Below are 18,717 nucleotides of genomic sequence, written 5' to 3'. Positions count from 1 at the left end.
GCCGACCGGGCCACAATGGCCTGCATGCCGCACCACTACAGCCTTCCCCCGCACCGCCCCACGGAGGAGCCGGAGGTCCTGGACCGCCGCACGGGCCCCCACGGCGAGGTGGTCCTGCGCCGCCACGGCGACCTGCTCCAGATCATCGCCAACGGCTGCTTCCTGATGGACACCTCGGACGGCCGGTCCGAGCGACTGCTCGTGGACGCCGCCGCGGCGGCGCTGGACCGGGACGGCGGACACCTCCTGATCGGCGGCCTGGGCGTCGGCTTCAGCCTGGCGCACGCCGCGGCCGACCCCCGCTGGGGACGGATCACGGTGGTGGAGCGCGAGGCCGCCGTCATCGACTGGCACCGCCCCGGCGCCCCCCTGTCGACGCTGTCCCGGGCGGCCCTGGACGACCCGCGCACCGAGGTCCTCCACACCGGTCTGCTGGAGCACCTGCGCACCGCCGGGCGCAGCTACGACGCGCTCTGCCTGGACGTCGACAACGGTCCCGACTGGACGGTCACCGAGGACAACGAGGGGCTCTACACCCCCACCGGCCTCGCCCTGTGCCGCGAGCGACTGGCCCCCGGCGGGGTGCTCGCCATCTGGTCCGCGCAACCCTCCGCCGTTTTTGAAGGAACATTGCGGAATTCCGGGTTCCAAGGGGTCCGTACCCAGGAAATCCCGGTCGCCCGGGGCGTTCCGGACGTCGTTCACCTCGCCGTCCGCACTGGATAGCCTGTTCACGCTCCGTGCCCTTAGTCTGCAACCGGCGCGTCGATCACCACGCGTCGGGCACAACCATGGGATCACCCCACGGATTCCCAACGGCTCAGTCAGGGGCGGGCGATGGAGCAGACACACACCACTCAACACGGCGGCGCCCCGGTGTCGCCCGGCGCCCAGCGGCGCGTGCTCGTGGTGGAGGACGACGCGACGATCGTCGAGGCGATCGCCGCCCGGCTGCGCGCGGAGGGGTTCCTCGTCCAGACCGCGGGCGACGGACCCACCGCCGTCGACACCACCCAGGCCTGGCAGCCCGACCTGCTGATCCTGGACGTGATGCTGCCGGGCTTCGACGGCCTAGAGGTCTGCCGCCGGGTCCAGGCCCAGCGGCCCGTTCCGGTGCTGATGCTCACCGCCCGCGACGACGAGACGGACATGCTGGTCGGCCTCGGGGTCGGCGCCGACGACTACATGACCAAGCCGTTCTCGATGCGGGAGCTGGCCGCCCGGGTTCACGTCCTGCTGCGCCGCGTGGAGCGGGCCGCCCTCGCGGCCACCACCCCCCGCGGCGGCACGCTGCGCCTGGGCGAGCTGGAGATCGACCACGCCCAGCGCCGGGTGCGGGTGCGGGGCGGGGACGTGCACCTGACGCCGACCGAGTTCGACCTGTTGGTGTGTCTGGCGAACACCCCGCGCGCGGTGCTCTCCCGGGAGCAGTTGCTCGCCGAGGTGTGGGACTGGGCGGACGCCTCCGGCACCCGGACCGTGGACAGCCACATCAAGGCGCTGCGCCGCAAGATCGGGGCGGAACGCATCCGCACGGTGCACGGGGTGGGATACGCGCTGGAGACCCCGACGCCGTGAGCGGGCCCCCCGGCCCGCAGGGCCCCGGCGCCCCCCGGCTGCGCCCGTTCTCCATCAAGACCAAGCTGGGCACGCTGGTCGTGGTCTCGGTGTTCATCACCACCGGACTTCTGATGATCGCCGTGCGCACCGAGACCGAACTGCGGTTCATCACGGTGTTCTCGGTCATCGCCACCCTGTTGATCACCCAGTTCGTGGCGCACTCGCTGACCGCGCCGCTGGACGAGATGAACACCGTGGCCCGGTCGATATCGCACGGCGACTACACCCGCCGGGTGCGGGGCCACGACCGCGGGGACGAACTGGGCGACCTGGCCGCCACCATCAACCGCATGGCCGACGACCTGGAGGCCCAGGACCGCCAGCGCAAGGAGCTGGTGGCGAACGTCTCGCACGAGCTGCGCACCCCGATCGCGGGGCTGCGGGCGGTGCTGGAGAACGTGGTGGACGGGGTGTCGGCCGCCGACCCGGAGACCATGCGCACCGCGCTCAAGCAGACCGAGCGGCTGGGGCGGCTGGTGGAGACCCTGCTGGACCTGTCGCGGCTGGACAACGGGGTGGTCCCGCTGAAGGCCCGCCGCTTCGAGGTGTGGCCGTACCTGTCGGGCGTGTTGAAGGAGGCCAACATGGTGTCCTCGGCCCGCGGGGGCCTCGCCTCCGGTTCCGGCAGCCACACCCGCACCGACGTCCACCTGCACCTGGACGTGTGCCCCCCCGAGCTCACCGCGCACGCGGACCCGGAGCGCATCCACCAGGTGGTCGCCAACCTCATCGACAACGCGGTCAAGCACAGCCCCCCGCACGGCCGGGTCACCGTGAAGGCCCGCGGGGGCGCCGGCCCGGACTCGCTGACGCTGGAGGTCGTGGACGAGGGGCCGGGCATCCCCGAGTCGGAGTGGCACCGGGTGTTCGAGCGGTTCAACCGGGGGCCCTACACCGATCCCGCCGCGGGCGGGGCGGCGCTCCCGACGACCGTGCCGGTGGGCCCCGGGGGCAGCGACGGCGGGACCGGGCTCGGGCTCGCGATCGCCCGGTGGGCGGTGGAGTTGCACGGCGGCCGGATCGGGGTCGCGGAGTCCACCCGGGGCTGCCGCATCCAGGTCATCCTTCCGGGGCTGTCCCGCGGCTCCGGTTGACGTTAGGGTTCGGGTCGGCAGGCCGAAGATCACCAGGACCGCCCCCTGCGCCATGGCGGCTCCCGGAGACGTTCTCGTCACATACGGTCACGTCCGCAAGGAATCCGTTCAGGTTCCGGACGTCCCCTGATGAACGAGTGAGCTGACACGATCCAGTACGGCCGAGAGCTGGCAGTGGTGCGCACGACGCGCTCCACCGACCGCCCCGCCACGCCCTGACGTGCGCATTTGCCCCCGCACGACCGGGAACCCCGCTTGTTTCCCGCCATTTCACGCCCCGAAACACGGGTTCCGGTGTGACTTACGCGACGGATCACCCGTCCCGCCTGCACTCCTGGCCCCGCAAGGCGTAGCCTTAATTCCCGCTGTCCATCATCTTGTGAAGCGGAAGAGGGCGGTTGCCGCCGTGTCGCCACAGTCCCCCAGTAACCCGAGCTCCCCCACCACCGAACACGCAGGTCAGGGCCAGGGCCCTGCCGCCGCGTTCGGTGCCAACGAGTGGCTCGTCGACGAGATCTATCAGCAGTACCTCCAGGACCCGAACTCGGTAGACCGTGCCTGGTGGGACTTCTTCGCCGATTACAAGCCGGGGGCCGCTGCCACCCCGGCTCCGGCGGAGGTCGCCGCCCCCGAGGCACCGGTCGCGAAGCCCGCGCCGGCCGCGACCGTCCCCAGCGCTCCGGCCCCTAAGGCCGCTGCGGCCCCGCAGACCGCACCGACTCCGGCCCCCGCGCCGAGCGCCACCGCACAGGGCGCTCCGGCCAAGGCCGCCGCGCCGGCGCCCGCCGCGAAGCCCGCGGCCGAAACGCCCGCCGGCCCGGAGCTGGTGACGCTGCGTGGCCCCTCGGCCGCCGTCGTGAAGAACATGAACGCCTCGCTGGAACTGCCCACGGCCACGTCCGTGCGCGCGGTGCCGGTGAAGCTGCTGTTCGACAACCGCATCGTCATCAACAACCACCTCAAGCGCGCCCGGGGCGGGAAGATCTCCTTCACCCACCTCATCGGGTACGCGATGGTGCAGGCCATCAAGGCCATGCCGGCGATGAACCACTCCTTCGCGGTGAAGGACGGCAAGCCGACCCTGGTCAAGCCCGAGCACATCAACCTCGGGCTCGCGATCGACCTGGTCAAGCCGAACGGTGACCGCCAGCTCGTCGTCGCGGCCATCAAGAAGGCCGAGACGCTCAACTTCTTCGAGTTCTGGCAGGCGTACGAGGACATCGTCCGCCGCGCCCGGGACAACAAGCTGACGATGGACGACTTCACCGGGGTCACGGTCTCGCTGACCAACCCCGGCGGCATCGGCACCGTCCACTCCGTGCCGCGTCTGATGCCCGGCCAGTCCGTGATCATGGGCGTCGGCGCGATGGACTACCCGGCGGAGTTCCAGGGCACCTCCCAGGACACCCTGAACAAGCTCGGCATCTCGAAGGTCATGACGCTCACGTCGACCTACGACCACCGGGTCATCCAGGGCGCCGCCTCCGGCGAGTTCCTGCGCGTCGTCGCCAACCTGCTGCTCGGCGAGAGCGGCTTCTACGACGAGATCTTCGAAGCGCTGCGCATCCCCTACGAGCCGGTCCGCTGGCTCAAGGACATCGACGCCTCGCACGACGACGACGTCACCAAGGCCGCCCGCGTCTTCGAGCTGATCCACTCCTACCGGGTCCGCGGCCACGTGATGGCCGACACCGACCCGCTGGAGTACCGCCAGCGCAAGCACCCCGACCTGGACATCACCGAGCACGGCCTCACCCTGTGGGACCTGGAGCGGGAGTTCGCGGTCGGCGGCTTCGCCGGCAAGTCCATGATGAAGCTGCGCTCCATCCTCGGCGTGCTGCGCGACTCGTACTGCCGCACCACCGGCATCGAGTTCATGCACATCCAGGACCCCAAGCAGCGCAAGTGGATCCAGGACCGGGTGGAGCGCCCGCACTCCAACCCGGAGCGCGAGGAGCAGCTGCGCATCCTGCGCCGGCTGAACGCCGCCGAGGCGTTCGAGACCTTCCTCCAGACCAAGTACGTCGGTCAGAAGCGCTTCTCGCTGGAGGGCGGCGAGTCCGTCATCCCGCTGCTGGACGCGGTCATCGACTCGGCGGCCGAGTCCCGCCTCGACGAGGTCGTCATCGGCATGGCCCACCGCGGCCGGCTCAACGTCCTCGCCAACATCGTCGGCAAGTCCTACGCGCAGATCTTCCGCGAGTTCGAGGGCAACCTCGACCCGAAGTCGATGCACGGCTCCGGCGACGTGAAGTACCACCTGGGCGCCGAGGGCACCTTCACCGGTCTGGACGGCGAGCAGATCAAGGTCTCGCTCACCGCCAACCCCTCCCACTTGGAGGCGGTCGACCCGGTGCTGGAGGGCGTCGCCCGCGCCAAGCAGGACATCATCAACAAGGGCGGCACGGACTTCACCGTCCTGCCGGTGGCCCTGCACGGTGACGCGGCCTTCGCCGGCCAGGGCGTCGTGGCCGAGACGCTGAACATGTCGCAGCTGCGCGGCTACCGCACCGGCGGCACGGTCCACATCGTCGTCAACAACCAGGTCGGCTTCACCGCCGCGCCGGAGTCCTCCCGCTCGTCGATGTACGCGACGGACGTGGCCCGGATGATCGAGGCCCCGATCTTCCACGTCAACGGGGACGACCCCGAGGCCGTCGTGCGGGTGGCGCGGCTGGCGTTCGAGTTCCGTCAGGCGTTCAACAAGGACGTCGTGATCGACCTCATCTGCTACCGCCGCCGCGGGCACAACGAGACCGACAACCCGGCGTTCACCCAGCCGCTGATGTACGACCTGATCGACAAGAAGCGCTCGGTGCGCAAGCTCTACACCGAGTCCCTGATCGGTCGCGGCGACATCACCCTGGAGGAGGCGGAGCAGGCGCTCCAGGACTTCCAGGGGCAGCTGGAGAAGGTCTTCACCGAGGTCCGCGAGGCCACCGCGCAGCCCGGCGAGGTGCACATCCCCGAGCCGCAGGCCGAGTTCCCGGTGGCGGTGAGCACCGCGATCTCCCAGGAGGTCGTCAAGCGCATCGCCGAGTCCCAGGTGAACATCCCCGAGCGGGTCACCGTGCACCCGCGGCTGCTGCCGCAGCTCCAGCGCCGTGCGGCGATGGTCGAGGACGGCACCATCGACTGGGGCATGGGCGAGACCCTCGCCATCGGCTCGCTGCTGATGGAGGGCACCCCGGTCCGGCTCTCCGGCCAGGACTCCCGCCGCGGCACCTTCGGCCAGCGGCACGCCGTCCTGATCGACCGGGCCACCGGCGAGGACTACACCCCGCTGCTGTACCTGACCGAGGACCAGGCCCGGTACAACGTCTACGACTCCCTGCTGTCGGAGTACGCGGCGATGGGCTTCGAGTACGGCTACTCGCTGGCCCGCCCGGACGCCCTGGTGATGTGGGAGGCGCAGTTCGGCGACTTCGTGAACGGCGCCCAGACCGTGGTGGACGAGTTCATCTCCTCCGCCGAGCAGAAGTGGGCCCAGACCTCGGGCGTCACCCTGCTGCTGCCGCACGGCTACGAGGGCCAGGGCCCGGACCACTCGTCCGCCCGCCCGGAGCGCTTCCTCCAGCTCTGCGCGCAGAACAACATGACGGTCGCGATGCCGACCCTGCCGTCGAACTACTTCCACCTGCTGCGTTGGCAGGTCCACAACCCGCACCACAAGCCGCTGGTCGTCTTCACCCCGAAGTCGATGCTCCGGCTCAAGGCCGCGGCGTCGAAGACGGAGGAGTTCACCACGGGCGGCTTCCGCCCGGTCATCGGGGACGCCTCGGTGGACCCGGCGGCGGTGCGCAAGGTCGTCTTCTGCGCGGGCAAGGTCTACTACGACCTGGACGCCGAGCGGGTCAAGCGCGGCATCACCGACACGGCGATCATCCGCATCGAGCGGTTGTACCCGCTGCCGGGTGCGGAGCTCCAGGCGGAGATCTCCAAGTACCCGAACGCGGAGAAGTACCTCTGGGCCCAGGAGGAGCCGGCGAACCAGGGTGCGTGGCCGTTCATCGCGCTGAACCTGATCGACCACCTCGACCTGGCGGTCGGGGCGGACCTCCCGCACGACGAGCGGCTGCGGCGGATCTCCCGCCCGCACGGTTCGTCGCCGGCGGTCGGCTCCGCCAAGCGGCACCAGGCCGAGCAGGAGCAGTTGGTGCGCGAGGTGTTCGAGGCGTGACGCCTCCGGCATGAGCCGTGCGGAGGGCCCGGGTGGTGACACCCGGGCCCTCCGCCCGTTCCGGGGCCTTACCCTGAAGGCACCAACGTAGGGTCCTGACCAGGAGTGGAACGTGTACTTCACCGACCGGGGCATCGAGGAGCTGGAGAAGCGGCGGGGCGAGGAGGAGGTCACCTTCGAGTGGCTCGCCGAGCAACTGCGCACCTTCGTCGACCTGAATCCGGACTTCGAGGTCCCCGTGGAGCGCCTGGCCACCTGGCTGGCCCGTCTCGACGACGAGGACGAGGACGACTAGCGCGAGAAGCGGGGTCGTCGGGGAGGGGCGGTTCCGGGGGCCTGCGGGACCGCCGCCGGCCGGCGCCGGCGGCAGCCGCTCAGCGGGTCCGGCGCAGCCCCAGCGCGCCGGAGGCGAGGAGCACCGCCCCGGCCGCCACCCACGGCCCGCGTCGGGTCCTCAGGCCCCACGCCGTCATGGGCACGCCGAGCGCGAGTTGGGCCATCGAGAGCGCCCGCACCGGCAGCGCCCACCCGTGGGCCGCCGCCACCTCGTACCGGGCGGCGAGCGCCCACAGTTCGGCGAGGGGCGCACCGGGGGCCAACCCGGGCGGCAGGACCACTCCGGTCCGGGCGAGCACCGCGACCAGCCCGATCAGCCGGGCCCGTGCGTCCGCCGCGGAGTCCGGGCGAGCCAGTTCCTCCAGTGCCTGCACGTCGAGCACCGGGTCGAGGCCGAGCCGCAGCGCGAAGGTGTGGACGGCCTCGTCCTCGCCGACCGGGGTGCCGGCCGCGAGCCAGGCGAAGCCGACCGGGCGGCGGAAACCGGAGGCGAGCAGGAATCCACTGTGGTCGGGGTCCCACCAGAGCGCCACCACGGCCCACTGGCCGCCGACCGCGAGCGCGCCGGCCCAGCCCGCGACCACCCGCTCCACCGGGTCCCCGCCGTCCCCCCAGGGTGCGGTCCCGGGGACCAGGGCCGTCCAGCCGTCCCCCGCGGCGACGCACCGGAAGGGTTCCCGCAGCAGCCGGGCCGCTGCGGTGACGGTCTCGGGCGCCGCCCTGCACAGCAGGAGCGCGCCGGTGTCGGGGTTAGCGTCGGACAGCATGCCCCCACGCTAAGGCAGATCGCCCGAGCACGCCGTGCGCCCCTCGCGGGGGGCGCTCGGGGGCGTACGCCGCTGGATGGCCGTGCGCGTGAGCGCCCCGCCGCTCCGCTTTGACCTCGACCACCTGCGATATATCGTGTATTGCGGGAGACGCGATATGGCGCGTGCCCCGGGGTCAAGGGAGGCCGCACCATGCCCACCACCACCGAGTGGTCCATCACCTCGCCGCAGCGGCGGTGCCACGGCGCCCCGGTCACCGCACCCCCACCCGATGCCGCGCCCCTCGGCACCGGCACCGGTCGGAAGGGGCGGTGACGTGCCTCCCGTCTTCGCCCACGGCCGCCTCCGCCTGTACCTGCTGAAGCTGCTGGACGAGGCCCCCCGCCACGGCTACGAGGTGATCCGCCTCCTGGAGGAGCGCTTCCGCGGGCTGTACGCGCCCTCGGCCGGGACGGTGTACCCGCGGCTCGCCAAGCTGGAGGCCGAGGGACTGGTCACCCACGCCACCGAGGGCGGCCGCAAGGTCTATTCGATCACGGAGGCCGGCCGCGCCGAGCTGGCCGCCCGCAGCGGCGAGCTGGCCGATCTGGAGGTGGAGATCCGCGCATCGGTGGCCGAGCTCGCCGCGGAGATCCGCAACGACGTGCGCGCCGCCGCCCACGACGTGCGCCGCGACCTGCGCACGGCCGCCCGACGGATGAACCCCTCGGCGGACGAGCCGGACGGCCACGGCACCACCGCCCCTTCCGACCCCCTCGCGGGGGTGCTCGGGGACCCGGAGGCGTGGCGGCGCGCGAAGGAGGACTTCACCCGGGCCAAGCAGGGCTGGAAGGACCAGGCCCGACGGGCGAGGGACGAGAGCCGCCGGGCCCGCGAGGAGGCCCAGCATGCCCGTCGACTGGCCAAGGAGGCCCAGGCCCGCGCCCAGGAGCAGGTCCAACGGATCGTCGAGCGGGTCCAGGACCAGGTGCGCTCCCATGTCCCCCCGGACGACTGGCCCACGGGCGTGCCCGAGGCGCTCAGCGAACTGATGGAGGAGTTCAGCCGGTTCGGCACGCCGGACGCACCCCCCGCCGACCGAGCCCACCGGGCCGACCGTTCCGGGGCCGATGGACCTCCCGCGGGCCGGGCGGGGGCGGAGGGCCCGGCGTACACGGACGCCGCACCCGACTTCCCGGTCGACTTCGCACCCCCGTGGGCGCAGGAGCCCTCCTCCGGTGATCCGGCCCGCGACCTCGAACGGCTCCTGGACCGCTTCCGGGACGACGTCCGGGACACGGCCCGGGACCACGGGGTCACGGCCGAGCAGTTGAGCGAGGTCCGGGACCATCTGTCCACGGCCGCGGCCCGGATCGCCGGCGTGCTGCGCCCCGAGGCACGGGACGCCGGTTCCGCCCGATAGGGGCCCTCGGCCTGCCGCGAGCGCGGGCCCGGAGAGCGGGCCGCGTCCTCCGGGGGTGACGGGCGGTCCACCGGGGCCTTGGTGCTCCCCTCGCCGACCGGAGGTGACGCACCGGGTCGATGGGCGGACGGCGCCCGCTCGGGCGGTCTACACGGTCAGCACGATCTTCCCGAACTGCCCGCCCCCGGCCATCCGTTCGAAGCCCTCCCGGGCCCGGTCCAAGGGCAGCACCCGGTCGATCACCGGCCGCACCCCCGTGGTGTCGCAGAACGCGAGCAGGTCCTCCAACTCGTCCTTGGAGCCCATGGTGGAGCCCACGATCCGCAGCTCCAGGAAGAACACCCGGGTCAGCTCGGCGCGCGAGGGCGCATCGCCGCTGGTGGCCCCGGAGATCACCAGGGTCCCCCCGGGCCGCAGCGACTTGACGGAGTGGGACCAGGTCGCGGCCCCCACGGTCTCGATGACCGCGTCGACCCGCCGCGGCAGTCGGGCCCCGGGCGGCAGCGCCTCCACCGCCCCCAACTCCACCGCCCGCCGCCGCTTGGCCTCGTCCCGGCTGGTGGCGAAGACCCGGAGCCCGGCGGCGCTGCCCAGCACGATCGCGGCGGTGGCCACCCCACCCCCGGCCCCCTGGACGAGCACCGAGTCCCCGGGCCGCACACCGGCGTTGGTGAAGAGCATCCGGTACGCCGTGAGCCAGGCGGTGGGCAGACAGGCGGCCTCCTCGAAGCTGAGCCCGGCCGGCTTGGGCAGCACGTTCCACTCCGGTACGGACACCTGCTCGGCGAAGGTGCCCGGATACTTCTCGCTCAGCAGGGAACGTCCCTCACGGGGTCCGACCCCGTGCCCGGTCTGGCCGATGACGGAGTGCAGGACGACCTCGTTGCCGTCCTGGTCCACCCCGGCGGCGTCACAGCCGAGGATCATCGGCAGTCGGTCCTCGGCGAGCCCGACCCCCCGCAAGGACCACAGGTCGTGGTGGTTGAGCGAGGCGGCCCGGACGTTCACGGTGGTCCAGCCCGGTCGGGCCACGGGGGCGGGGCGCTCCCCCAGCTCCAGCCCCTCCAGGGGGTGATCGCGGTCGATGCGTGCGGCGTAGGCGGCGAACATGCCCGCGACGATAGGCCCGGGCGCGCCCGGCCGGAACGCCCGACCCGGGTGACGCGGAGCACCCTCCCTGGCAGGAGCGCGCCCCGGACGCAGGAAGGCCGGCCCCGGAGACCTCCGGGACCGGCCACCACGCCCCCGTGGAGGACGTGGACGGGCGGGCCGACTTAGCGGTCCGGCCGGCCTAACGGCGGGCGACGCCCTCGGCCCGGGCCGCCGCGGCCACCGCAGCGGTCACCGCGGGGGCGACCCGCTCGTCGAACGGCGACGGGATCACGTACTCGGCGGAGAGCTCGTCACCGACCACCGCGGCCAGGGCCTCGGCCGCGGCGATCTTCATGCCCTCGGTGATCCGGGAGGCCCGCACCTGGAGCGCCCCGGCGAAGATGCCCGGGAAGGCGAGCACGTTGTTGATCTGGTTCGGGAAGTCGGAGCGGCCGGTGGCCACCACGGCCGCGTACTTGTGCGCGATGCTGGGGTGGACCTCGGGGTCCGGGTTGGCCATGGCGAACACGAACGCCCGGTCCGCCATCGAGGCCACCGCCGCCTCGGCCACCGTGCCGCCGGAGACCCCGACGAACACGTCCGCGCCGGCGAGCGCGGACTCCAGGCTCCCGGTCAGGCCGGCCCGGTTGGTGATCTCGGCGAGTTCCCGCTTGGCCGGGTTGAGGTCGTCCCGGTCCCGGCTGACGATGCCCTTGCGGTCGGCGACCGCCACGTCGCCGATGCCCGCTTCGAGCAGGAACTTGGCGATGGCGACCCCGGCGGCCCCGGCCCCGGAGATCACCACGCGCAGCTCGTCGATCGTCCGACCGGTCAGCTTCGCGGCATTGCGCAGCGCGGCGAGCGTGACGACCGCCGTGCCGTGCTGGTCGTCGTGGAAGACGGGGATGTCCAGCTGCTCCTGGAGCTTGCGCTCGATCTCGAAGCAGCGCGGCGCGGAGATGTCCTCCAGGTTGACGCCGCCGAAGGAGGGGGCGAGCCGGACCACCGTCTCCACGATCTCGTCCACGTCGGTGGTCGCGAGGGCCACCGGAACGGCGTCGACGCCGGCGAACTGCTTGAAGAGGATCGCCTTGCCCTCCATGACCGGCAGGGACGCCTCGGGACCGATGTCACCGAGTCCGAGCACGGCGGTGCCGTCCGTGACCACGGCGACGACCTGGGACTTCCAGGTGTAGTCGTGGACGAGGTCGGGCTGTTCGGCGATGGCGCTGCACACCCGCGCCACGCCGGGGGTGTAGGCCAGGGACAGGTCGTCCCTGTTGCGGACGGGCACGGTGGCCTGGACGGCCATCTTGCCGCCCCGGTGCAGGGCGAACACGGGGTCGAGCGAATCGAGGGGTTCGGCGCCGCCCTCGTACTTCCCGTCGCCCTGACCGCGCGCGGCGCCGTCGGCCCCGGACACACCGCTGTCACTGTCGCTGCGAGGATTGACGATCTCCGCTGCCACTTGTCTTACCCCTTAATTCTCTGCTGTTTGAGGGTGACCACTCCTGGTAAAGGGGTGGGCGGGCACCGCCCGGATCCGCTGCCGCGGGGTGGGAACACCTCGACGGCGCTACTGCCTGTGACGCATACGGACCCGGAGCGACGGGCGCGCCGCACGCGCGCCCTGAGCCCCTGGTGGGGGGTGTGATGAACCTTCATACCGGACGGACGGCTTCGCGGACGAGTCGAGGGACGGACGGTGATGTGACTCATAGGCGAATGTCATGAATATACGGACAAGAACATGACAGACCCATAGACGCCCGCATTGCTCTAGCAAAGAGCATCGGCCGGCCCGGAGGGGTGCCGAAGATTTTCCGGCGAACGAAGAACGACCCCGCAGAAGATCCGGCCTGGGATGTACCGACCTGTCGCATTTCGGAGGCCGCCCGTTATCCGATTTTGACATGCGTAACGGGCTGTTTGACCAGGCACGAATGGCAAGATGCCGTAATCACTCGTGGTCGCGACACCCGAAGGTGTGTGCCCGCCGACCACCGGCACCCCACCCACTCGCCGGAGGATTCACCATGACCGCTCGCTCCCCCCATCGCCCGTTCGCTGCGAAGTCCGGGCAGGCTCGGCTCGTCGCGTTCGGTGCGATCGCGGTCGCCGGCTCGCTGCTGCTGACCGGCTGCGGTGACCAGACGAAGGAGAAGAAGGCCGAGGAACCCGCTGGTGACGCCGGCAAGAGCAGTGCTGCCGCCGCACCGCTGGCCGACAAGCTCCCCCAGGCCATCCGGGACAAGGGTGAGATCAAGGTGGGTTCGGACATCGCGTATCCGCCGGTCGAATTCAAGGACGCCTCGGGCAAGACCGCGGGTATCGACCCGGATGTGGCCGATGCGCTCGGCAAGCAGCTCGGAGTGAAGTTCACGTTCGAGAACGGCACCTTCGACACCCTGGTCACGGGGCTGCGCGCCAAGCGCTACGACATCGCCATGTCCGCGATGACGGACACCAAGGACCGGCAGAACGGCGTGGACGGCGACACCGGCAAGAAGGTCGGCGAGGGCGTCGACTTCGTCGACTACTTCAACGCGGGCGTCTCCCTCTACACGCCCAAGGGCAAGACCCAGTCCATCGCCACCTGGGACGACCTGTGCGGCAAGAAGATCGTCGTGCAGCGCGGCACGGTCTCCCACGACCTCGCCAAGGACCAGGCCGAGAAGTGCGGTGACGAGAAGCTCGCCGTCGAGGCGTTCGACACCGACGCCCAGGCCCAGACCCGACTGCGCTCGGGCGGCGCCGACGCCGGCTCCTCGGACTTCCCGGTCGCCGCCTACGCGGTGAAGACCTCCGGCGGCGGCAAGGACTTCGAGATCGTCGGCGAGCAGGTCGACGCCGCCCCGTACGGCATCGCCGTGGCCAAGGGCAACACCGAACTCCGGGACGCCCTGAAGGCCGCGCTCGACGCCATCATCGCCAACGGCGAGTACGGCAAGATCATCGCCAAGTGGGGCGTCGAAGCGGGCGCCGTCGAGAAGGCCGTGGTCAACGGCGGCAAGTGAGCCGCCCCGCACGCTGAAGCCGTCACGGCATCGAAAGGCAAGACACCGTGTCCGTTGACATCGGCAAGACGGACGGCGGCGCCCCCGCGGCCCCGCCGTCCCCCCGACCGGAGGCCGTCAAGGCCGTGCCGGTCCGGCACTTCGGTCGGTACGTCGCCGCCCTCATCGCCCTGGCACTGCTGGGTTCGATCGTCTACGCGTTCGCCCAGGGCAAGATCAACTGGGGTGCGGTCCCCGACTACTTCCTCGACGACCGCATCATCAAGGGCGTCGGCAGCACCCTGCTGCTCACCGCACTCTCCATGCTTATCGGCATCGTGGGCGGCATCCTCCTCGCGGTGATGCGGCTCTCGAAGAACCCGGTGACCTCGTCCATCGCCTGGTTCTACATCTGGTTCTTCCGGGGCACCCCGGTCCTGGTCCAGTTGTTCGTCTGGTTCAACCTGGGCCTGGTCTTCGAGTACGTCGACCTCGGGCCCATCTACAAGGACTACTGGTCGAGCTTCATGACGCCGTTCCTGACGGCACTGCTCGGCCTGGGCCTGAACGAGGCCGCCTACATGGCGGAGATCTGCCGGGCGGGCCTGCTCTCGGTGGACGAGGGCCAGACCGAGGCGTCCCACGCCCTGGGGATGAGCCACTCCAAGACGCTGCGCCGCATCGTCATCCCGCAGGCCATGCGCGTCATCGTGCCGCCCACCGGCAACGAGGTCATCAACATGTTGAAGACGACCTCCCTGGTGTCGGCGGTGCAGTACTACGAGCTGCTCAGATACGCCCAGGACATCGGACAGACCTCCGGCTCGCCCGTGGAGATGCTGTTCGTGGCGGCCGCCTGGTACCTGATCATGACCTCGGTGCTGAGCGTCGGCCAGTACTACGTCGAGCGGCACTACGCCCGGGGCTCCAGCCGGCAGTTGCCGCCGACGCCCTGGCAGCGGGTCAAGAAGAACGTGTTCTCCCTGTCCGGCCGGAAGGGGGCCGCGGCATGACCGCGATGGTGAAGGCCGAAGGCGTCCACAAGTCCTACGGCAACGTCGAGGTGCTCAAGGGCATCGACCTGGAGGTCGCGCGCGGCGAGGTGTTCTGCCTCATCGGCCCCTCCGGCTCCGGCAAGTCGACGTTCCTGCGCTGCATCAACCACCTGGAGAAGGTCAACGCCGGGCGGCTGTACGTGGACGGGGAACTCGTCGGCTACCGTCAGAAGGGCGACAGGCTCTACGAGTTGAAGGACGCCGAGGTCGCACTCAAACGCCGTGACATCGGCATGGTGTTCCAGCGCTTCAACCTGTTCCCGCACAAGACGGCCCTGGAGAACGTCATCGAGGCGCCGATCCAGGTCAGGAAGCAGGCGAAGGCCCGGGCTCGGGAGCGTGCGCACGAGTTGCTGGACCGGGTCGGCCTCGCCGACAAGGCGGGCAACTACCCCTCGCAGCTCTCCGGCGGGCAGCAGCAGCGGGTGGCGATCGCCCGGGCGCTCGCGATGGACCCCAAGCTGATGCTGTTCGACGAGCCCACCTCCGCGCTCGACCCCGAGTTGGTCGGCGACGTGCTGGACGTGATGCGGGACCTCGCCGAGTCGGGCATGACGATGGTCGTGGTCACCCACGAGATGGGCTTCGCCCGGGAGGTCGGCGACTCGCTGGTCTTCATGGACGGCGGGGTGGTCGTGGAGTCCGGTGACCCCCGCGAGGTCCTGACCAACCCCCGGCACGAGCGCACCCGGTCCTTCCTGTCGAAGGTCCTGTGACCGCACGCTGAACGGTCGCTCCCGCTCCGCCGGGCGGAGCGGGAGCGACCGGCGGTCGTCAGCGCAGGGCGAGGACCATCGCGTCGGAGGGCGAGGCCCACACCCCCCGGGCCTCGGCGAACCCTGCGTCCCGTAGGGCCCGTACGTGCCAGTCCAGCGAGGGCGTGTCCCCGTCCGCGTGCTCCCCGTAGATCTCGAACCGGCGTGCGGTGGCCGCCGAGAGCGCCGGGTCCTCGGCCGCCAGGGCCCACCAGTCGGCCCAGTCCAGGGCCCCCTCGGCCCGGGCGGCCTCGCGCCGCGCCCGGCGCAGCACCGCCTCCGCCTCGTTGATCCGGGGCGTCGCGCCGTCGACCATGTGGTCGGCGTTCAGGAAGGCGCCGCCCTCCCGCACCACCCCGGCGAGTTGCCCGTACAGCGCGGCCAGCGGCCCGGTGTGCAGCCAGTGCAGCGCCGTCGCGGTCAGCACCGCGTCGTAGGAGTCGTACGGCAACCGCTCCCGCCAGTCGGGCGCGGTGAGGTCGGCGGTCACGAAGGAGACGCGGTCGTCCCCGGCGAAGGTGCCCTCAGCGATCATGAGCAGCGCAGGGTCGAGATCCACTCCGGTGCTTCGGGCGTTCGGGAACCTCCGCAGCAGCCGATCCGTAATACTCCCCGTACCGCACGCGAGGTCCAGCACCCGGGGTTCGGGCCCGACGACCGCCTCGACCACGTCCAGCATGACCCGGAACCGCTCCTCGCGGTCCGGCATGTACCACTCCTGCTGTCGGTCCCAGCTCTCCTGCCAGGCCCGCCAGTCGGTCCCGGTGGTGGTCCCGGTCATGTCGTCCGCCTTCCTCGCCCGTACGGCCACTGAGGATCGATCGATGAACGTAATACCCTTGGGCGATGAGCAGTCATTACCCACCGCACCTGTCCCGACGATAGACGGCACCCGTAAGGACTACAAGTGGAACTGGCCTATTACTCGGATTACGCCGTGCGCCTGGTCAACAGCGAGGAGCCGGTCCGGGGCGAGGACTCGCTGACCTCGGTGGAGGCGGTGCGGGAGCTGTTCGGCGCCAACCAGTCGGCCGCCCGTCGCGCCACGGACACCGACGTGACCCGGCTGCGTTCAGTGCGCTCCCGGCTGCGGGCGGTCTTCGAGGCCGCCGACCAGGGGGACGAGACCCTCGCGGTGGACCTGCTGAACTCCCTGCTCCTGGAGTTCCCGGTGAGCCCCCAGGTCTCCGGCCACGACCACCGCGACGACGACGGCCGCCCGCTGTGGCACATGCACCTGGCCGACCACCCCTCGAACGCCACCGCCGGCTACGCCGCCATCGCGGCGATGGGGCTCGCCATCCACCTGACCGAGTTCGGCGTCGACCGGCTGGGCCTGTGCGAGGCCGCGCCCTGCCGCAACGCCTACCTGGACACCTCGACCAACCGCTCCCGCCGCTACTGCTCGGACCGCTGCGCCACCCGTGCCAACGTGGCCGCCTACCGCGCCCGCAAACGCCGGGAGGCGGAGCGCGCGGACACCGGCCGCGCCGCGGTCAGCAGCCAGGAGAGCACACCCGCCCGCGGTCGCTGACCCCCGGACCGGCGCGGACGGTACCGGGCGAGGACGCGGCCCAGGACGAACTCCTCCGGCACCGTCCCGTAGACCGTGCTGTCCGCACCGGCCGTCGGGTTGTCGGCGAGGACCCACCAGCCGCCGTCCCGGCGCGCCACGGCCCGCTTCACGATCAGGAGGTTCTGTTGCAGGGGGTGGCGCAGCACCACCACCTGCCCGGGTTTCACCCGAGCGCCGTAGCGCACCAGGAGCCGGTCCCCGTGGTACAGGGTCGGCACCATCGACGGCCCCTCCACCTCGGCCAGCCCGAACTGCGCACCGCATTCCCGTTCCCGTGCCGTCTCCGGCATCAGACACCTCCTGGTCCGTCCCCCGCGTACGCCACCGGTCCGAAAAACCGCCCGGTCTTTCGTCCTAGGCCCTAGGGGGCCCTCGCGAAAAGCCCTCTCCCACGGAGTAATGTCCCACCTGAGAAGACGATCACGAGGAAGGACGGCTCCATGCTCTCCCGCCTATTCGCACCCAAGGTCAAGGTCAGCGCCCACTGCGACCTGCCCTGCGGTGTCTACGACCCGGCCCAGGCCCGCATCGAGGCGGAGTCGGTCAAGGCCGTGCAGGACAAGATGGCCGGCAACGACGACCCGCACTACCAGGCGCGCGCCACCGTCATCAAGGAACAGCGCGCGGAACTGGCCAAGCACCACGTCTCGGTGCTGTGGAGCGACTACTTCAAGCCCCCGCACTTCGAGAAGTACCCCGAACTGCACCAGCTGGTCAACGACGCCCTGAAGGCCCTCTCGGCCGCCAAGGCGTCCACCGACCCGGCGACGGGCCAGAAGGCGCTCGACTACATCGCGCAGATCGACAAGATCTTCTGGGAGACCAAGCAGGGCTGAACCGCCCGGTTCCCGCCCCCGCGCCCGTGCCACGCGCACCGACCGGGGGCACGAGGGGGGCGACCCGTCACCACGGGTCGCCCCCCGTCGTGTCCCACCGTTCGGGGCCGCTTGACACGGCCGGACCCCGCCCAGCACGGTTCTCCGGAGAGCCCGATCGAGCAGGGGAGCCGATGAAGGCCCGTTATGTCCGTACCATTCCCGGCCCCCTCGGCGTCGCCGCCGGCGGTCTGGCCCTCACGACGACCGACCCCGCCGCCGTCTGGTGGGCCCTCTGGGCCGTCTGCGCGGTCCTCACCCTCACGGCCACCGCGTACACCTTCGTCATCACCCGGTAGGCACCTCGGCCCGAGGGCTCAAGCGGCGGCCTCCCGCCACATCGGCCACATCGTCGGACCGTCCGGCAGCTCCAGGACCGGCTCGCGGACCTCGAAGCCCAGACGTCGGTACAGGTCCCGACTGCGGGCGCTGCTGGCCTCCAGGTAGGCGGCCGTGCCCTCGCGGTCGCAGCGGTCGAGGACCGAGCGGATCAGGGCGGTGCCCAGGCCCTCGCCCCGGCGCGACGGATCCACCGCGATCATCCACAGGTACTCGTGGGCGGCGTGCTGCGGATGGCAGCCCTCGGTCAGCCGGCCGATCCACTCGATGCGTTCGTTGGCGGGGTCGACCGCCTCCCGCATCCGGGCCGGACCGTCCTCGTCCTCCTCGGGCCCGCCCTCCTCGGGCCCGCCCTCGGGGATGCTCAGCCACAGGGCGACCGCGGCCCCGTCCTCGGTGAGGTCCACCCGACCCGCCTCCAGCACGATGTCGAGGATCGCCTCCATCATCAGGGGGTGCGCACGGCGGAACCCCTCCTCGTCCGGGAACACCCAGCCGCTGACCGGGTCGTCCCGGAAGCCCTCGTCGAGCAGTCGGACCACGGCCTCCCGGTCCGCGGCTCCCCCGGTCCGAATCCCCACGCCCATACGCCGCCGCCTCCTGTACCGCGTCCCTACTGGAAGACCTCAT

The 18,717-nt window shown here is 71.3% G+C and carries 19 protein-coding genes; 13 read left to right on the top strand and 6 right to left on the bottom strand.

Annotated features, from left to right (window positions below; all coding sequences use genetic code 11):
* The first annotated feature begins 24 nt into the window (after window positions 1–24).
* The 5 genes from ACSMX9_RS20915 (at window position 25) to ACSMX9_RS20895 (ending at window position 7,189) form a co-directional block, all read left to right on the top strand.
* Window positions 25–726: a spermidine synthase gene (locus ACSMX9_RS20915; RefSeq protein ID WP_445395960.1), complete on the top strand. Its 702-nt coding sequence runs from the start codon at window positions 25–27 to the stop codon at window positions 724–726.
* Window positions 727–837: 111 nt separating this feature from the next.
* The gene (locus tag ACSMX9_RS20910; RefSeq protein ID WP_351241032.1) at window positions 838–1,578 is read left to right on the top strand and encodes a response regulator transcription factor; all 741 of its coding nucleotides are present in this window, start codon (window positions 838–840) and stop codon (window positions 1,576–1,578) included.
* Window positions 1,575–2,714 carry a HAMP domain-containing sensor histidine kinase gene (locus ACSMX9_RS20905; protein ID WP_445395958.1) on the top strand — a complete coding sequence of 380 codons (1,140 nt, stop codon included), beginning with the start codon at window positions 1,575–1,577 and terminating at the stop codon, window positions 2,712–2,714. Before ACSMX9_RS20910 ends, ACSMX9_RS20905 begins: the two co-directional genes overlap by 4 nt.
* A gap of 406 nt (window positions 2,715–3,120) precedes the next feature.
* On the top strand, window positions 3,121–6,894 hold the full coding sequence (locus ACSMX9_RS20900; RefSeq protein WP_445395956.1) for a multifunctional oxoglutarate decarboxylase/oxoglutarate dehydrogenase thiamine pyrophosphate-binding subunit/dihydrolipoyllysine-residue succinyltransferase subunit: 3,774 nt from the start codon (window positions 3,121–3,123) through the stop codon (window positions 6,892–6,894).
* A gap of 112 nt (window positions 6,895–7,006) precedes the next feature.
* Window positions 7,007–7,189 carry a DUF6104 family protein gene (locus tag ACSMX9_RS20895; protein WP_031091411.1) on the top strand — a complete coding sequence of 61 codons (183 nt, stop codon included), beginning with the start codon at window positions 7,007–7,009 and terminating at the stop codon, window positions 7,187–7,189.
* 79 nt (window positions 7,190–7,268) lie between these two features.
* Here the strand turns inward: ACSMX9_RS20895 and ACSMX9_RS20890 are convergent, their stop codons facing one another.
* Window positions 7,269–7,997, bottom strand: a complete 729-nt coding sequence (locus tag ACSMX9_RS20890) for a hypothetical protein (protein ID WP_445395954.1) — start codon at window positions 7,995–7,997, stop codon at window positions 7,269–7,271.
* A 192-nt stretch (window positions 7,998–8,189) separates the two neighbouring features.
* Between ACSMX9_RS20890 and ACSMX9_RS20885 the strand changes: the two genes are divergently transcribed.
* The gene (locus ACSMX9_RS20885; RefSeq protein ID WP_445395952.1) at window positions 8,190–8,312 is read left to right on the top strand and encodes a hypothetical protein; all 123 of its coding nucleotides are present in this window, start codon (window positions 8,190–8,192) and stop codon (window positions 8,310–8,312) included.
* 1 nt (window position 8,313) lies between these two features.
* Window positions 8,314–9,399, top strand: coding sequence for a helix-turn-helix transcriptional regulator (locus ACSMX9_RS20880; protein ID WP_445395950.1), 1,086 nt, complete (start codon window positions 8,314–8,316; stop codon window positions 9,397–9,399).
* A 147-nt stretch (window positions 9,400–9,546) separates the two neighbouring features.
* Here ACSMX9_RS20880 and ACSMX9_RS20875 read toward each other — a convergent pair whose 3' ends face one another.
* Together ACSMX9_RS20875 and ACSMX9_RS20870 are read right to left on the bottom strand one after the other, a co-directional pair.
* Complete coding sequence (locus tag ACSMX9_RS20875; protein ID WP_445395948.1) at window positions 9,547–10,509, bottom strand: zinc-binding dehydrogenase; 963 nt, start codon at window positions 10,507–10,509, stop codon at window positions 9,547–9,549.
* Window positions 10,510–10,690: 181 nt separating this feature from the next.
* Window positions 10,691–11,959, bottom strand: coding sequence for an NAD(P)-dependent malic enzyme (locus tag ACSMX9_RS20870; RefSeq protein WP_351241016.1), 1,269 nt, complete (start codon window positions 11,957–11,959; stop codon window positions 10,691–10,693).
* Between the two features lie 568 nt (window positions 11,960–12,527).
* On the opposite strand from ACSMX9_RS20870, the gene ACSMX9_RS20865 reads away from it, so the two are divergent.
* The 3 genes from ACSMX9_RS20865 to ACSMX9_RS20855 are packed head-to-tail and all read left to right on the top strand — an operon-like array spanning window position 12,528 to window position 15,258.
* Window positions 12,528–13,508: an ABC transporter substrate-binding protein gene (locus ACSMX9_RS20865; protein WP_445395946.1), complete on the top strand. Its 981-nt coding sequence runs from the start codon at window positions 12,528–12,530 to the stop codon at window positions 13,506–13,508.
* A 47-nt stretch (window positions 13,509–13,555) separates the two neighbouring features.
* Complete coding sequence (locus ACSMX9_RS20860) at window positions 13,556–14,500, top strand: amino acid ABC transporter permease (protein ID WP_351241012.1); 945 nt, start codon at window positions 13,556–13,558, stop codon at window positions 14,498–14,500.
* Window positions 14,497–15,258: an amino acid ABC transporter ATP-binding protein gene (locus ACSMX9_RS20855; RefSeq protein WP_445395944.1), complete on the top strand. Its 762-nt coding sequence runs from the start codon at window positions 14,497–14,499 to the stop codon at window positions 15,256–15,258. The genes ACSMX9_RS20860 and ACSMX9_RS20855 overlap by 4 nt, the downstream gene beginning before the upstream one ends.
* Before the next feature lie 58 nt (window positions 15,259–15,316).
* Here the strand turns inward: ACSMX9_RS20855 and ACSMX9_RS20850 are convergent, their stop codons facing one another.
* Complete coding sequence (locus tag ACSMX9_RS20850; protein ID WP_445395942.1) at window positions 15,317–16,078, bottom strand: class I SAM-dependent methyltransferase; 762 nt, start codon at window positions 16,076–16,078, stop codon at window positions 15,317–15,319.
* Window positions 16,079–16,204: 126 nt separating this feature from the next.
* On the opposite strand from ACSMX9_RS20850, the gene ACSMX9_RS20845 reads away from it, so the two are divergent.
* A complete protein-coding gene (locus ACSMX9_RS20845) occupies window positions 16,205–16,831 on the top strand; it encodes a CGNR zinc finger domain-containing protein (RefSeq protein ID WP_445395940.1) in 627 nt (208 codons plus the stop codon).
* Here the strand turns inward: ACSMX9_RS20845 and sodX are convergent.
* A complete protein-coding gene (gene sodX, locus ACSMX9_RS20840) occupies window positions 16,738–17,163 on the bottom strand; it encodes a nickel-type superoxide dismutase maturation protease (protein WP_445395938.1) in 426 nt (141 codons plus the stop codon). The two genes, ACSMX9_RS20845 and sodX, sit on opposite strands and share 94 nt — an antisense overlap.
* A gap of 150 nt (window positions 17,164–17,313) precedes the next feature.
* Here sodX and sodN point away from each other — a divergent pair, with 150 nt between their 5' ends.
* Together sodN and ACSMX9_RS20830 are read left to right on the top strand one after the other, a co-directional pair.
* Window positions 17,314–17,709: a superoxide dismutase, Ni gene (sodN, locus tag ACSMX9_RS20835; RefSeq protein ID WP_351241002.1), complete on the top strand. Its 396-nt coding sequence runs from the start codon at window positions 17,314–17,316 to the stop codon at window positions 17,707–17,709.
* A 173-nt stretch (window positions 17,710–17,882) separates the two neighbouring features.
* Entirely contained in the window at window positions 17,883–18,047 is a 165-nt protein-coding gene (locus ACSMX9_RS20830) for a hypothetical protein (protein ID WP_445395936.1), read from the top strand.
* Window positions 18,048–18,065: 18 nt separating this feature from the next.
* Here ACSMX9_RS20830 and ACSMX9_RS20825 read toward each other — a convergent pair whose 3' ends face one another.
* Window positions 18,066–18,674 carry a GNAT family N-acetyltransferase gene (locus tag ACSMX9_RS20825; RefSeq protein WP_445395934.1) on the bottom strand — a complete coding sequence of 203 codons (609 nt, stop codon included), beginning with the start codon at window positions 18,672–18,674 and terminating at the stop codon, window positions 18,066–18,068.
* Between the last annotated feature and the right edge of the window lie 43 nt (window positions 18,675–18,717).

Source organism: Streptomyces sp. LE64, assembly GCF_052606915.1.
This window is presented reverse-complemented; position numbering and strand designations above follow the sequence as displayed.

Coding starts and splice junctions, on each gene's coding strand:
- ACSMX9_RS20915 (WP_445395960.1), top strand. CDS start 25: ATGCCGCACCACTACAGCCTTCCCCCGCACCGCCCCACGGAGGAGCCG.
- ACSMX9_RS20910 (WP_351241032.1), top strand. CDS start 838: ATGGAGCAGACACACACCACTCAACACGGCGGCGCCCCGGTGTCGCCC.
- ACSMX9_RS20890 (WP_445395954.1), bottom strand. CDS start 7,997: ATGCTGTCCGACGCTAACCCCGACACCGGCGCGCTCCTGCTGTGCAGG.
- ACSMX9_RS20885 (WP_445395952.1), top strand. CDS start 8,190: ATGCCCACCACCACCGAGTGGTCCATCACCTCGCCGCAGCGGCGGTGC.
- ACSMX9_RS20875 (WP_445395948.1), bottom strand. CDS start 10,509: ATGTTCGCCGCCTACGCCGCACGCATCGACCGCGATCACCCCCTGGAG.
- ACSMX9_RS20865 (WP_445395946.1), top strand. CDS start 12,528: ATGACCGCTCGCTCCCCCCATCGCCCGTTCGCTGCGAAGTCCGGGCAG.
- ACSMX9_RS20855 (WP_445395944.1), top strand. CDS start 14,497: ATGACCGCGATGGTGAAGGCCGAAGGCGTCCACAAGTCCTACGGCAAC.
- ACSMX9_RS20850 (WP_445395942.1), bottom strand. CDS start 16,078: ATGACCGGGACCACCACCGGGACCGACTGGCGGGCCTGGCAGGAGAGC.
- sodX (WP_445395938.1), bottom strand. CDS start 17,163: ATGCCGGAGACGGCACGGGAACGGGAATGCGGTGCGCAGTTCGGGCTG.
- sodN (WP_351241002.1), top strand. CDS start 17,314: ATGCTCTCCCGCCTATTCGCACCCAAGGTCAAGGTCAGCGCCCACTGC.
- ACSMX9_RS20830 (WP_445395936.1), top strand. CDS start 17,883: ATGAAGGCCCGTTATGTCCGTACCATTCCCGGCCCCCTCGGCGTCGCC.
- ACSMX9_RS20825 (WP_445395934.1), bottom strand. CDS start 18,674: ATGGGCGTGGGGATTCGGACCGGGGGAGCCGCGGACCGGGAGGCCGTG.